This is a genomic window from Mycetocola lacteus (assembly GCF_003667575.1).
Classification (GTDB): Bacteria; Actinomycetota; Actinomycetes; order Actinomycetales; family Microbacteriaceae; genus Mycetocola; species Mycetocola lacteus.
On record NZ_RCUY01000001.1, the window covers coordinates 291,145 to 305,091 of the forward strand.

11 protein-coding genes are annotated in these 13,947 nt (G+C 66.4%); 2 read left to right on the plus strand and 9 right to left on the minus strand.

All coding sequences use genetic code 11. The annotated features are described in order from the left end of the window. Positions 1–61: 61 nt before the first annotated feature. The 5 genes from D9V34_RS01360 to D9V34_RS01380 all read right to left on the minus strand — a co-directional run bounded on the left by D9V34_RS01360 (position 62) and on the right by D9V34_RS01380 (position 4,872). Entirely contained in the window at positions 62–580 is a 519-nt protein-coding gene (locus D9V34_RS01360; protein ID WP_121687151.1) for a DUF501 domain-containing protein, read from the minus strand. A gap of 42 nt (positions 581–622) precedes the next feature. Continuing rightward, on the minus strand, positions 623–1,078 hold the full coding sequence (locus tag D9V34_RS01365; protein WP_121687152.1) for an FtsB family cell division protein: 456 nt from the start codon (positions 1,076–1,078) through the stop codon (positions 623–625). Positions 1,079–1,346: 268 nt separating this feature from the next. Further along, on the minus strand, positions 1,347–2,627 hold the full coding sequence (gene eno, locus D9V34_RS01370; protein WP_030148405.1) for a phosphopyruvate hydratase: 1,281 nt from the start codon (positions 2,625–2,627) through the stop codon (positions 1,347–1,349). A 52-nt stretch (positions 2,628–2,679) separates the two neighbouring features. Then, positions 2,680–3,957 (minus strand): histidine--tRNA ligase, encoded by a 1,278-nt coding sequence (hisS, locus tag D9V34_RS01375; protein ID WP_121687153.1) that lies wholly within the window; start codon positions 3,955–3,957, stop codon positions 2,680–2,682. A gap of 129 nt (positions 3,958–4,086) precedes the next feature. Next, on the minus strand, positions 4,087–4,872 hold the full coding sequence (locus tag D9V34_RS01380) for a MazG nucleotide pyrophosphohydrolase domain-containing protein (protein WP_245991808.1): 786 nt from the start codon (positions 4,870–4,872) through the stop codon (positions 4,087–4,089). Positions 4,873–5,023: 151 nt separating this feature from the next. Here D9V34_RS01380 and D9V34_RS01385 point away from each other — a divergent pair, with 151 nt between their 5' ends. Then, positions 5,024–6,202, plus strand: coding sequence for a Na+/H+ antiporter NhaA (locus tag D9V34_RS01385; RefSeq protein ID WP_121687154.1), 1,179 nt, complete (start codon positions 5,024–5,026; stop codon positions 6,200–6,202). 51 nt (positions 6,203–6,253) lie between these two features. Here the strand turns inward: D9V34_RS01385 and D9V34_RS01390 are convergent, their stop codons facing one another. Together D9V34_RS01390 and mfd are read right to left on the minus strand one after the other, a co-directional pair. Beyond that, entirely contained in the window at positions 6,254–7,825 is a 1,572-nt protein-coding gene (locus D9V34_RS01390) for a glycosyltransferase family 39 protein (RefSeq protein ID WP_121687155.1), read from the minus strand. Between the two features lie 103 nt (positions 7,826–7,928). Further along, on the minus strand, positions 7,929–11,531 hold the full coding sequence (mfd, locus tag D9V34_RS01395; RefSeq protein ID WP_121687156.1) for a transcription-repair coupling factor: 3,603 nt from the start codon (positions 11,529–11,531) through the stop codon (positions 7,929–7,931). Between the two features lie 439 nt (positions 11,532–11,970). Here mfd and D9V34_RS01400 point away from each other — a divergent pair, with 439 nt between their 5' ends. Then, on the plus strand, positions 11,971–12,327 hold the full coding sequence (locus D9V34_RS01400) for a hypothetical protein (protein ID WP_147441586.1): 357 nt from the start codon (positions 11,971–11,973) through the stop codon (positions 12,325–12,327). Positions 12,328–12,396: 69 nt separating this feature from the next. Here the strand turns inward: D9V34_RS01400 and pth are convergent, their stop codons facing one another. Together pth and D9V34_RS01410 are read right to left on the minus strand one after the other, a co-directional pair. Further along, positions 12,397–12,984: an aminoacyl-tRNA hydrolase gene (pth, locus tag D9V34_RS01405; RefSeq protein ID WP_121687158.1), complete on the minus strand. Its 588-nt coding sequence runs from the start codon at positions 12,982–12,984 to the stop codon at positions 12,397–12,399. A gap of 149 nt (positions 12,985–13,133) precedes the next feature. After that, a complete protein-coding gene (locus D9V34_RS01410) occupies positions 13,134–13,718 on the minus strand; it encodes a 50S ribosomal protein L25/general stress protein Ctc (protein ID WP_030148397.1) in 585 nt (194 codons plus the stop codon). Between the last annotated feature and the right edge of the window lie 229 nt (positions 13,719–13,947).

The window sequence follows — 13,947 nt, forward strand, 5'->3', positions numbered from 1 at the left end:
GCCTGTTGGACCAGTGGCTGCTCCCTTGGGACACGCACCATCGCGCGTGTCCCGAAGAGTGTTATTCGGCGGCCGAGTAGTCCGGGCACTCGCAGACATTCGGCGACCAGGTCGCGCGCTCAAGAGCCAGATCGCCGATCGGGTTGACGCCCGGTCCGGCGGCCAGGGCGTGACCGGCGAGGGCGTGCAGGCACTTCACGCGCACGGGCATGCCGCCGGCGGAGATACCGTGTACTTCCGGGATGTCCTCGATGCTGTAGCGGTCGGCGAGGAATGCCTCGTGGGCGGCCGCATAGCGGGTACGCAGGTCCTCATCCTCGGCCAGCAGGTCGTTGTACTCGTTCATCACGTGCTCGGCCTCAAGCTGCGAGATTGCTGCGGTCGCGGCCGGGTGGCACAGGTAGTAGAAGGTCGGGAACGGGGTACCATCGCTCAGGCGCGGCTTGGTCGACACCACCGTGGGGGCCCCACACACGCAGCGTGCGGCAATTCCCACCACATCGCGTGCCGGACGGCCAAGCTGGGCCGAGACGATGGCAATATCCTCGTCGGTTACCGGGTCAAAGGGCGGGGTGGTCATGCGTTTTTCTCCTACGGCTGGTCACTCTGGTGCGGGATACACCTATTTTTCGGGTGTATTCCCCACCGCAACCTTACCCAGACCTGCGCTCAGGAACGAACCGAGCAGGTTTTCCGACCAGTTCGCGTCTCCGGTTTTCACCTTGTCGCTGACCGGATCGGGTTCCTTCCCGGAAACCGCGGGATCCAGATCGTTGCGCACCGTGTACGTGGTTTCACCGGGGTTGACGTAGTAGAGCCGGTCTCGCGCCTGGGTTTCGATATACGTCTTGTCGTTCCAGCGCTCACGTTCGGCCATCAGGTTTTTCACCGTGTGCTTATCGTCGGTCACCAGCTTCTGGTAGATCGCGATCTGCTGACGCTGCTCGACATAGGTTTTCAGGTTCGGCGCGATGATCACCACACCCAGCGCGATCACGCCGAGCATAATGGCGGCAAACCCGGACAGCCGAAGACGACGCATCCACCCGGACTGGGCACTGCTTCCGGTCTCGGTCATGGCGGTATTCCCTTCGCTGGTCGATGCGCGGGCCGTCACGATGCGGACCCGGAACTCGGGGCCCTCTCCGCAACGTCGCCGAGGGGAAGGAACCCGAGAAAAACGGACTCCCGGCCCCGCGTCCCCGAGGGGACCAGGACCGGGAGTACCGGTAGTACTGCGTTCAGCTTACGGGCGGATCATCCAGAACCTCGGATGACCCTCCCGCGTACCGAAAGCTTTCAGGAAGGCCGCCAGGCCCGCCGAAATGAGTACGTTTGCCGCAGAATTAGAACTTCAGGCGCGGGAAGGCCGAAGCACCGGCGTAAACGGCGGCCGACTCCAGCTCCTCCTCGATACGCAGCAGCTGGTTGTACTTGGCAACGCGCTCCGAACGAGCCGGCGCACCGGTCTTGATCTGACCGGCGTTGGTGGCCACGGCCAGGTCGGCGATGGTGGTGTCCTCGGTCTCACCCGAACGGTGCGAGAGGATCGCGGTGTAACCGGCACGCTGAGCCATCGACACGGCATCCAGGGTCTCGGTCAGGGTACCGATCTGGTTGACCTTGACCAGCAGCGAGTTGGCGTCGCCGCGCTCGATGCCCTTGGCCAGACGCTTGGGGTTGGTCACGAACAGGTCGTCACCAACAATCTGAACCTTCTTGCCGAGCTCGGCGGTCAGGATGGAGTAACCCTCCCAGTCGTCCTCGTCCAGCGGGTCCTCGATGGTGGCCATCGGGTAGTTGGCGACCAGGTCGGCGTAGTAGGCGGTCATCTCGGCGGCGGTGCGTGCCTTGCCCTCGAACTGGTAGGCACCCTCGCGGTAGAACTCGCTCGAGGCGACGTCGAGGCCCAGGCTGATCTCCTTACCGGGGGTGAAGCCGGCCTTCTCGATTGCGGCGATCAGGAAGTCGAGTGCAGCACGGTTGCTGGCGAGGTCGGGGGCGAAGCCACCCTCGTCACCCAGGCCGGTGGCCAGGCCGCTCGACTTCAGCTCGCCCTTGAGGACGTGGTAGATCTCGGTGCCCCAACGCAGTGCGTCGGAGAAGGTGGCGGCACCCTGGGGAACCAGGAAGAACTCCTGGATGTCGACCGAGGTGTCGGCGTGCGATCCACCGTTGATCACGTTCATCAGCGGAACGGGCAGCACGTGCGCGTTCGGGCCACCGAGGTAGCGGTAGAGCGGCAGGCCCGAGGCGTCGGCTGCGGCGCGCGCAACGGCGAGGCTCACACCCAGGATCGAGTTGGCGCCCACGCGCTTCTTGTTGTCGGTGCCGTCAACCGCGATCAGGGCGGCGTCGATCACGCGCTGGTCATCGGCGGGCAGACCCTCGATGGCCGGGGCGAGCTCCTCGATCACGGCGTTGACGGCGTTCAGCACACCCTTGCCGCCGTAGCGAGCCTTGTCGCCGTCACGAAGCTCATAGGCTTCGAAGGCGCCGGTGGAGGCGCCGGACGGCACCGCTGCGCGGGCGAAGGAACCGTCGTCCAGTCCAACCTCAACCTCAACGGTCGGGTTTCCGCGCGAGTCCAGAATCTCGCGAGCGTTCACGAATTCAACAAGTGCCACGATGTTTTCTCCTTGATCAGGGTGTGTACTGCTAGTTGTCAGTCTATCCGGCCTATTCGGCCGCGCCGAGCGGTTTAACGTCCAGATCGGACGCCCCGCTGGTCTCCGCCGATACGGTCGCATAGGCGGTGTAGCCCGCCTCCGCAGCCCGCTCCAGGACGGCCCGGAAGTTCTTTGCACGTTTGTCCAACCGCACCCGGGTGCCCGAGGCGGCCACCTCGTTTTTCAGCGCGATGAGCGCCGCGGGGTCCACGTTTCGGTCATAGATCAGCACGAGGGATTCCTCGGCGGATGCCGCGTCTGCCTCGATGAGGTCCACGATACGCTCGAAGCCGATCGAGAAGCCGACCGCGGGCACCTCCTGTCCGAGGAAGCGGCCGATCATGCCGTCATAGCGACCGCCGCCGCCAAGGGCATAGCCGAAGTCGGCGTGCTCGATCTCGAAGATCGGACCGGTGTAGTAGCCCATGCCGCGCACCAGGAACGGGTCAAAAACCAGATCGCTCTCGGTCGAGGCACCGATCTGAGCCAGCTCGGCAATCACCTCGGGGTCCACGCCCGCGGGCAGACGGGCGGCGATCGACTCGGCCGAGAATTCCGCGGTGTCCGCGTGCTCGGTTTCCAGGAAGACGGCCAGGGCGTCGATCGCCGCGGCGGTCACCCCGCGCTCACGCAGCTCGGCGATCACGCCGGCGGCGGCGATCTTGTCGAGCTTGTCGATGGTGATCAGCACACCGGAGAACTCCTCGGGAGCAAAGCCAAAGGCCTCCAGCATCCCGGTGATCAGGCGGCGATCATTGATCCGCACCCGGGTGCCGGTGATGCCCAGCTCGCGCAGGACCTCGGTGGTCGCGCCGATCAGCTCGATCTCGGCCAGGATCCCGGCCTCACCGATGATGTCGATGTCCGACTGCACAAACTGGCGATAGCGGCCCTTCTGCGGACGCTCGGCGCGCCAGACCGGGGCGATCTGCACCGAGCGGAACACGCTGGGCAGCTCGGCGCGGTGGGTCGCATAGTAGCGGGCCAGCGGAACGGTCAGGTCAAAGCGCAGGCCCAGGTCGGTCAGGCTGGAGAGGTCATCGCTCTCGGCGGCGGCGCGCAACTCCTCGGCACCGATGCCGCGCTTGAGCACGTTGAACGAGATCTTCTCGTTGTCGCCGCCCAGACCCGAATGCAGGCGGTCGTAGTTTTCCAGTACCGGGGTTTCGATCTCATCGAAGCCAAAACGACGGTAAACCCGGCGGATCACGGAGAGCGCGTGCTCACGACGTGCCTTCTCGGCGGGGAGGAAATCGCGCATGCCGCGCGGTGCACTAACTGTTGCCATGCTCCCATTTTGGCATGAGTGAACCCGCCGCAGGATTTCGGCGCACGCCCGTTCACCCGGGCTTCACCCGTTGAGGCTCGCGCCGCGGACCCGGCATCCGGATCGGCGACGCATCATTGGCCTCGGCGGCTAGGCGCGCTCCGCCCGGCGGGTTGCGACGGTGCGCAGTGCGGACTCGGCATCCAGCCCCCGCGCCTGAGCCTCGGCGGCAAGCGCATAGAGGTAGTCGCCCAGGCTCTGCTCGTCTGCGAATACCTCGGACGGCAGGGTGTCGCTCGGATCGGCGGGCACGGTGTGGCTCGCCACGGCGGGCTGAGTCCTGTTCGGCCCGGACGGCAGGGTGTCGCTCGATTCGGCGCTCGCCCCGGCCCGGGCGATCCGCGCGGCCACCTTCTGCGCCCGGGCGAGGGCGGGCAGGGTCGGGGCGATCCCGTCCAGGATCCCCGTCCGCTCGGACTTCTCGGCGGCCTTGGCCGCGCCCCACACCCGCAGGACCTCGTCCACGTCGGCGGCCCCCTCGGGCCCAAACACGTGGGGATGACGTCGAACCATCTTCTCCCGGGCATCACGCACCACATCCGCCAGGTCAAAGCCCGCGTCCGGGTCCCCGGCGGCGATCTCGGCGTGGAACACAATCTGCAGCAGGAGGTCGCCCAGTTCCTCGCGCACGTGCACCGGATCGGCCTCATCGAGGGCCTCCAGCAGCTCGTGGGTCTCCTCAAGCAGGTAGCGGCGCAGGCCCGCGTGGGTCATTGCTTCGGTCCAGACACAGTCGAGACGGGTCTGGTGCATCGCGGCGGCATAGGCTGACAGCTCGGCCCCCGCATCGGCATACGCGGCAACACCGGGAAACTCGGCGGCGGGGACAACCGCCAGGGCGGCAACCCGATCGGCGGGGTTCTGGGGAGTGGGCATCGAATCCTCCGGCTCGGGTCGCGGAATCCCAGCCTACAAGGCGGTCAACTGATATTCTGTGGGTGGAGTGCCGGGAAGTCTGGTCGGCCCGGAGATCCCAACGGATCACGGTTAGTATTCGGCGCATCTGCGCACATCACGATCGGACAGCATGATTCTTTCCCACGTCAAACCCGCCCTGCGCAGCGAGCGCACGGGCGCACTCCTCCTCCTCGGGGCAGCCCTCGCCGGGATCATCCTGGCGAACTCGCCCCTGGGCCCGGACCTCCTCGATCTCCAGCACACCGAGGTGGGTGTCGGTTCGCTGACCCTGAGCATCGGGCACTGGATCAGCGACGGCCTGCTGGCCATCTTCTTCCTGGTGGTTGCCATCGACCTGCGCCATGAGCTCACCGCCGGGCAGCTGAACTCCTGGCAGCGCGCCCTGCACCCGGCCATCGCCGCGGTGGGTGGTGTGGTGGTGCCCGCCCTGGTCTACCTGCTGATTGCCGCGCCCGCCGGGCAGCCCGGCGGCTGGCCGATCCCCACCGCGACCGATATCGCATTTGCGCTGGGGGTGCTGGCCATGTTCGGACGCGGTCTGCCCCCGCGAATCCGGGTGTTCCTGCTGGCCCTGGCGGTGCTGGATGATCTGATCGCCATCCTGATTATTGCGATCTTCTTCGGCGGCAGCCCCGACCTGCTTGCCCTCGCCGGTGCGGTCATCGTGCTGGTGGTCGCGGCGATCGTGGCCCGCGCACTCGGTCGCGCAACCTCGCGTGAGGCTCGGATCATGCTGGGCATCCTGCTGGTGATTCTGGGCATCGCCACCTGGGTCCTCACCCAGCTTTCGGGTGTGCACGCGACCCTGGCCGGAGTCGCCTTCGGACTCATCCTGCCCGCCGGCGTGGGCCATAAGCTGGGTCACCGGTTGGAACCGTGGAGCGCGGGACTGGTCCTGCCGATCTTTGCCTTCTCGGCCACCCTGGTGGTCATCCCCCACGTGCCGCTGGGTGAGCTCTCCGCCCCCTTCTGGGGCATCCTGGCCGCGCTGCCGATCGGCAAGCTAATCGGCATCACGCTCGGCGGCCTACTCGGTGCCTGGCTGCTGAGCCGCAACGGCTCGACCCCCACAGCCGAGCGCATGCGCACCCATGAGATCGTCGCGGTGGGCCTGCTCGGCGGCATCGGGTTCACCGTCTCCCTGCTGATGACCACGCTCGCCTTTGAAAACGACCTCGCCCTCTCCGACCAGGGCATCCTGGCGGTCCTGCTGGGCTCGGTCGTCTCGGCCATCGCCGCCGCCATCGCGCTGACCGTGATGCGTCGCCGAACATCGGTCGCCGCATAGGCGCGGCTCGGTAACGCAGAAGGGCCCCGGAGATTTCCGGGGCCCTGTCTATTAGCGGGTGAGTTCGTACCGCACCAGGATCGAGCGGTGGAGGTCGTGGGTTTCGGTCGCGGTGTAGCCGGCGGCCTCCAGCTCGGTGACGTAGGCGTCGCTCTTGGCCCGGTCGGTGGAGAACCGCTCCCCCGCCCGCACCAGCCACACGGTCTGCGCGCCGTCAAGACGCTTGATGGTTTCGGAGGTCGAGTAAGCCTTGTCCCAGAGACCGTCGGTCTGATCGAAGCGGGTCTTTAGCCCCACGTCCTTGAGCCCCTCGAAGGCCTCGGGGTAGAGATACTTGGCCAGGCGGGGTTTGCGGGCGTTGATCGCGGTCTGATCAAAGATGATCGACTCCCCGGGCTTCGCATGGGCGGCCACGGTCTCCGAGAGCGTGTTCCAGTCCACCCCGCCGTTGCGCGGATAAGGCGTGCGCTGGCCGAGGTAGGTGGGCAGCGAGCCGAGCATCACGGCGACCACCAGGATCGGGATCAGCCAGCGGGCACGCAGGAGTCGGGTCACCGCGACCAGGCCCACGGCCATCAGCAGCGCGATTGCCGGCGCGGTGAAGGCAAGGTAGCGCGGGGAGTACAGCGGGGTCACCGCGGTGCCCAGCGCCAGCAGCACCGAGGGCACCACGAGCCAGGGGATCGCCACGGTCAGCACGCCCGGCAGGGCGGGGTCCTCGGGACGGTAGAGGGCGCGCAGACGCACACTCCAGGCGGCATCGGATCCGCGGCGCACCCGGGCGAGGATTGCCAGCACCAGGCCGACCAGAATCAGGCCCCAGCCGATCAGCGCGGGCAGCTGCTGCGAGAACCACGGGGTTTCAAACAGCGCCGACATCGTCAGCCCATCACGCGAGTGCAGGTAGGCGACCTGCTCACGTTCAAGATACGCATAGATCAGCACCGGAACCGCGAGAATCCCGCCCAGTGCGCTCCACACGGCGGCGCGCAGGACGACCTTGCGGCCCGGGCGCATCATCAGCACGATGATCGCGAAGACCACCACAAACAGCACCGTGTAGATAAACACCACGCTGGACAGCGCAAACAGCGCGGCAAATCCGACCCATGGCAGTACCCGAGTTTCTCGGCGGGCCACCAGGCGCACCAGCACAAACAGCAGCCAGATGACCAGCAGCATCGTGAAGGCATAGGCGCGGGTTTCGGTGCCGTAGTAGGTCACCCGGGGCACGGTGGCAAACAGCAGCGCCGCCACGATGCCCACCCCGCGTCCGGCCAGCAGCGTGGCAAAGCGCGCGAGCAGAATCGCCGCGCCGCCCACGGCCAGGGCCGAGGGGAGGCGTACCGAGAACGGGCTCGCCCCGAAGACGTCGATCCAGAGGTGCAGGAACGCGTAGTACAGCCCGTGCACCGCATCCACGGTGCCGAGCATCGCCCAGAGCGATCCCCAGTCCCGCTGGGCCGACATGATGCTCGCGGCCTCGTCGCCCCACAGCGAGGGGATCCAGGAACCGGTCACCGAGATGGCGACCGCGATCACACCCAGCAACAGCAGGATCGGCCACGGCAGGGTGCGCCGGGCCGGCGTGGAAAGGGGCGGGGCGGAGACGTTGTGATGCACCGACCCAGTAAACCACGCGGCACCCGAGAAACCGCCGAACCGGTGGTTGTCAGGCGGTTCGTCCCGCGTGTCCCGAGTCTTCCCGAGACACGCGGAACGCGTGCTACTCCTTGGTCGCCCGGGTGATCGGGAACAGCGCGTCCAGCAGCGTGTAGACCCAGTCGATCAGGTCACCATCGGACAGAGCCTCGCCGTCGATCCGCGGCTGCGGCAGCACCAGGGCGTCGCCGCCGGCCAGCAGCTTGGCCTGCGGATACATCCGGCGCAGGCGTGCCTGCAGCGAATCGGGCAGGTGCGCCGGGGCGATGCGGAGGTTGGGTCCCATCGTGATCACGTCCGAGAGCCCCGAAGCCTGGGCCCGGCGCCGCAGCTTGGAGACCGCGATCAGGTTGCGCACCTCAAGCGGCGGGGTCCCGTAGCGATCCTGCAGCTCCTCAACCACCAGGTCGATCCGATCCTCATCGGTGATCTTGGCCGAGGAAGCCGCGCTGGAAAGCTTCTGGTACGCCTCCAGACGCAGACGCTCGCTATCCACATAGTCCTCGGGGATGTGGGCATCGATCGGCAGCTCAAGACGGAGCTCGGTCGGACCGGTGGTGTCCTCGCCGCGGAACGTGTTGACGGCCTCGCCGATCATCCGCAGATAGAGGTCGAACCCGACCCCGGCGATGTGCCCGGCCTGCTCACCACCGAGCATGTTTCCGGCACCACGGATCTCCAGATCCTTGAGCGCGACCTGCATGCCCGAGCCCAGCTCGTTATTGGCGGCGATCGTGGAGAGTCGATCATGCGCGGTCTCGGAGAGTGGCTTGGCGGGATCGTAGAGGAAGTACGCGTACGCACGCTCGCGCCCACGCCCCACCCGTCCACGCAGCTGGTGCAGCTGGCTCAGACCGTACTTATCGGCGCGGTCGATGATGATCGTGTTGGCGTTGGAGATATCCAGGCCGGTTTCGATGATCGTGGTACACACCAGAACGTCAAACTTCCGCTCCCAGAAGTCGACCACCACCTGCTCCAGCTGATGCTCGGAAAGCTTTCCGTGCGCCACCGCGATGCGCGCTTCGGGCACCAGTTCGGCCAGGTGGGAGGCCACCCGGCTGATGCTCTGCACGCGGTTATGGACAAAGAAGATCTGGCCCTCACGCAACAGTTCACGCCGGATCGAGGCCGCGACCTGCTTGTCGTTATAGGGACCGACAAAGCTCAGCACCGGCTGACGCTCCTCGGGCGGGGTCGCCAGCGTCGACATCTCACGGATCCCGGTCACCGCCATCTCCAGGGTGCGCGGGATCGGGGTTGCACTCATCGCCAGGATGTCCACATTGGTCTTGAGCTTTTTCAGCTTGTCCTTGTGCTCGACACCGAAACGCTGCTCCTCATCGATGATGACCAGGCCCAGGTCCTTGAAGAGCACATTGTCGGTGAGCAGGCGGTGGGTACCGATCACGATATCCACGGTCCCGGACTCGAGCCCGGCGATGATCTCCTTGGCTTCCTTGGCGGTTTGGAAACGGCTGAGCGCGCGCAGGTGAATCGGGAAGCCCGCATAACGCTCGGCAAAGGTCTCGAAGTGCTGCTTGACCAGCAGCGTGGTGGGCACCAGCACCGCGACCTGCTTGCCGTCCTGAATCGCCTTAAACGCCGCGCGCACGGCAACCTCGGTCTTACCAAAGCCCACGTCGCCGGAGAGTAGACGATCCATCGGGATCGGCTTTTCCATATCGGACTTGACCTCGCTGATGGTGGTCAGCTGGTCGGGGGTTTCGGGGTACGGGAACGCCTCCTCCAGCTCACGCTGCCAGGGTGTGTCGGGCCCGAACGCGTGGCCCACGCTGTTCATCCGGGCCGAGTAGAGCTTCACCAGCTCCACCGCGATGTCTCGCACGGCCTTGCGCGCCTTGGACTTGGCCTGGGACCAGTCCGAACCGCCCATCTTGGACAGCTGCGGGGCCTCGCCGCCCACGTAGCGCGAGAGCAGGTCGAGCTGATCGGTGGGTACCAGGAGCTTATCGCCGGGGTAGCCACGCTTATTCGGGGCGTACTCCAGCACCAGGTATTCGCGCAGCGACTTGATCGGGTTGCGCCCGCCGGTCGAGACCGTACGCTGGGTCATCTCCACGAAGCGTCCGATGCCGTGGGTCTGGTGCACCACGTGGTCGCCGGGGTTGAGCTGGAGCGGATCCACCACGTTGCGGCGACGCGAGGCCAGCTTCTTGACCGCGCGGGAGTCGTAGCCCACCGCGCGACCGTAGAACTCGGCCTCGCTGATCAGGCCCAGGTTGATCTCGGTCATCTCGAAGCCGTGGTCCAGGCTCGCCTGGACCAGGAACGCGACACCGGTTTCCAGCTCGGCGGGCAGCTCGGTCACGATGCGGGCGGCAAGGCCGGCTTCGCTCAGGACGTCGCGGGCACGCTCCAGAAGGCCCTGTCCGCCGGCGGTCACCACAACCGACCAGCCCGCGCGCAGGCGCTCACCCACGTGGGCGATCGCCCCCTCGACATTTCCGGCGAAGCTCGGCACGGTCTCGGCCTCTACCCGTACCTCAAGCAGCGCATCGATGTCGATATCGCCGCCCACGGGACCCTGCTGGAAGGAGCTGAACGTCCACCAGGGGTGGTCGGTATTGGGCTCGCCGGGGCGGGAATACTTGAGCGAGTCGCGCAGGGTGCCCAGGGTGATGAACTCTCCCCCGCCCAGATCGATCGGCGCTCCGGCCCCCGCGGTTGCCGCGCTCCAGGCGGCGGCCAGGAACTCGCGGTTGGTTTCGGCGAGGCTGATCGCCCGGGTGGTGACCCGCTCGGGCGAGGCCACCGCGACCGCGGTTCCCGCCGGGAGGTAGTGGCCCACGTTGACCAGGCGTTCCAGCAGCGCCGGAGCCAGGGACTCCATGCCCTCGACCGGGATGCCCTCGCCGATCTTTTCCAGCATGCCCGAGATGCCGGGGAACTCATGCTGCATCTCGCGGGCGCGCTGACGCACCGGGGCCGTCAGCAGCAGCTCGCGGGCCGGTGCCAGTTCGATTCCCGGCAGGTCCTCCTCTTGGGAGCGCTGATCGGCCACCGAGAAGCGGCGGATCTGCTCGACCTCATCACCGAAGAAGTCGACTCGGAAAGGATGGTCGGCCGTGGGCGGGAAGACGTCCAGGATGCCTCCGCGCAGCGCAAACTCCCCGCGCCGCGCCACCAGGTCTACCCGCACATAGGCGGCCTCAACCAGCCGGGCGGCCAGCTCCTGGAGGTCGTGACCGCGCGCCCCGGCAACCAGCGAGATGGGGGCGGCATCGGCGAGGTTTTCGGCCAGCGGCTGGAGGGCCGCACGCACCGAGGCCACCACGATCAGCGTACGCTCGCCATCCCAGGTGCGCAGTGCCCGCAGGGCGGCCAGACGCCTACCGACGATCTCGGTGGACGGGCTCAGGCGCTCATGCGGCAGCGTCTCCCAGGCCGGGAAGTCGACGATATCGCCACCGGGCAGGAGCGCGCGGAGGCTCGCGATCAGCGACTCCGAGTCGCGTCCGGTCGCGGTGATCGCCAGCACCACCGGCGGGGCACCCGCCTCACGACGGCGTTCAACCAGCCCGGCAATCAGCGGGGCGGTCAGGCCCTCGGCGACCGAGAAATCGGCATCGCGCGGGGCATAGTCCAGGGCAGCGGAAAATGAGGGCGCGCCAGAAAGCGCTGAAATCAGACCCGAAAGCATCACCGAGTAATTCTAGACGGCACCGGTGACATCGGCATCCGCCGTTCCTGTGCCCTGAGCGAAACCACAATCGACGAACAGCCGAGTGATTTTACACCCAAGGTCTCTAGATAGTGCCTGCTATCCAGCAAAAGCGCCCGAACTGAGCCCCTGCGCGACGCGTTGCCAAACTCCACTCAAGCATTCGTTTCCCGCATAAACACCTCCCCAATGCGCCCTTACCAAGTGGAAAACACGCCAATTTTGGAGAGGAATCCCCGCCACCGCGACACCAAACATGCATGCATCATCCACGCCGAAAACCATGCAGTGAAATGCGACAGCTTATGGTTCATTTGGTGCCAGGATTCACCCACTGTCGGGGGAGGCAGGGAATCATGGTGTGAACATCCACCCGATCAGCGTTGATCATCACCCCGTCCCCCGGCGAAAGTTGAACCGCATGACCCTCTCGGCCACCCTCGAAAACGCAACCGATCTTCCCGCGGTCATCACCGAATTTGTCGCATCGGCGGTGCTCCCCGACCCGACCCCGCTGCTGGCGCTGGTCACCGAGGACGCCCGGATCACCGATCACAATGACGAGTACGTGGGCGACGGTGAACTCCTGCGCTGGGCGCACCAGTTCACCGAGCGCCGCGTGAGCGCCCAGCACTTTGGGGTTGAGCGCGACGCCCACGGCATCACGCTGCTCTACCGCATCAACACCGACAGTCCCGAGGGGCCCACGGTCCGTCGCTTCCGGTTTACCCTGAACGCGGCCCGAGACCGGGTAGCAAACCTCACCGTCACCGACTAAACGGCGAATCCACAACGGCCTCCTTCCTCGGAAGGAGGCCGTTGGTCGTAATGCGGGTGGTGCCGGGACCTAGCCGCGGCTGTGGAACTTCTGCTGTGCGGCGGTCAGCCCCTCGGTAGCCACCAGTTCGGTGGCGTCGGCGGCATCGGCAATGAGGATGGGCAGGGTCTCCCGCTCGGCCGCGGTGAACGGTGCCAACACAAAGTCGGCCGGGTCCTGCCGCCCCACCGGACGCCCCACCCCCGTACGCACCCGGATAAACTCCGGGGTTCCCAGGGCCGCGGCGATATCGCGCAGCCCGTTGTGGCCGCCGTGCCCGCCGCCGATCTTCAGCTTGATGCTGTCGAAGGGGATGTCCATCTCATCGTGGATGACGATGATTCGCTCCGGCGGGATCGAGTAGAACGAGGCCAGTGCCGCGGTCTGCTTCCCCGAGACGTTCATGAAGCTGGTCAGGGTCGCCACGATGAGCTTGGGTCCGCCCGGGGCCAGGAAGCCCTCGGCCACCAGGGCCGCACTGCGGTGCCGCTTGAGCTGCTGCCCGAGCCGGCCGGCCAGCTCGGCGATCACCATCTGTCCGATGTTGTGCCGAGTGCGCTCATAGCGTGGGCCGGGGTTGCCGAGTCCGATCACCAGCCAGGTGTTTGCTGCAGCCATGTTCTGTGTCCGTGCTCCCAAAAAAACGTGCCACCAGCGGCGAGGATGCGCCGAATCTGTCATGTGTCCAGGGTAGCGCGGTTCCCCCACCCAAAAAACGCGCCCCGCCCTCCACCAGGGAGAACGGGGCGCGCAGGTAAGCGCGAGAACTACTCGGCGGCAGCCTCGGTGGCCTCGTCCTCGGCGGGAGCGGCCGGAGCGGCGGCAACCTGGACGATCAGCAGGTCTGCGTCGTCAACGAGCTCGGCACCCTCGGGCAGAACGACGTCCTTGGCGTGGACGTGCTGTCCCTCCTCGGCACCGGCGATCGAAACCACAACGTTCGCGGGGATGTTGGTTGCGGCAACCAGCAGACGCAGGGTGTTGGTCTCAACGTTTGCCAGGGTGCCCGGAGCCGAGTCGCCCTCAACGTGAACGGGGATCTCAACCTCGACCTTTTCACCCTTCACAACAACCGCCAGGTCGATGTGCTCGATGATGCGCAGAACCGGGTCCTTCTGAACCTCGCGCACGAGAACGAGCTCCTCGGTGCCCTCGATGTTCAGGTTGATCAGGGCGTTGGTGTGACGCACGATCAGGCCGGTGGCGTGGGTGGGCAGCGACACGTGCTTGGGCTCGGTGCCGTGACCGTAGATGACGGCGGGGATCTTGCCGGCGGCGCGCAGCTTGCGGGCGGCACCCTTACCGAAAGAGGTACGCAGTTCGGCGTCCAGGTTTACGCTGTTGTCAGCCATAATTACTCCTTGATGTGGCGGGCCTCGGGGACCCGGATGGTTTCAACTCGAACGCATATCAGCGTGAGGAAAAGCCGAGGCCTTGCCCACCGCGTCGATAACGGCTTATCCCGAAGGACAGCCCTCGCCGAAGTTCAGCGCCTAGTCTAACCGAGTTTTCCCGGCGAGTGTGAATCGTCGGGCCCGGGACGGCGACGGCCGCACCATCCGGGAGGGATGGTGCGGCCGC

Coding starts and splice junctions, on each gene's coding strand:
- D9V34_RS01360 (WP_121687151.1), bottom strand. CDS start 580: ATGACCACCCCGCCCTTTGACCCGGTAACCGACGAGGATATTGCCATC.
- D9V34_RS01365 (WP_121687152.1), bottom strand. CDS start 1,078: ATGACCGAGACCGGAAGCAGTGCCCAGTCCGGGTGGATGCGTCGTCTT.
- hisS (WP_121687153.1), bottom strand. CDS start 3,957: ATGGCAACAGTTAGTGCACCGCGCGGCATGCGCGATTTCCTCCCCGCC.
- D9V34_RS01380 (WP_245991808.1), bottom strand. CDS start 4,872: ATGCCCACTCCCCAGAACCCCGCCGATCGGGTTGCCGCCCTGGCGGTT.
- D9V34_RS01385 (WP_121687154.1), top strand. CDS start 5,024: ATGATTCTTTCCCACGTCAAACCCGCCCTGCGCAGCGAGCGCACGGGC.
- D9V34_RS01400 (WP_147441586.1), top strand. CDS start 11,971: ATGACCCTCTCGGCCACCCTCGAAAACGCAACCGATCTTCCCGCGGTC.
- pth (WP_121687158.1), bottom strand. CDS start 12,984: ATGGCTGCAGCAAACACCTGGCTGGTGATCGGACTCGGCAACCCCGGC.
- D9V34_RS01410 (WP_030148397.1), bottom strand. CDS start 13,718: ATGGCTGACAACAGCGTAAACCTGGACGCCGAACTGCGTACCTCTTTC.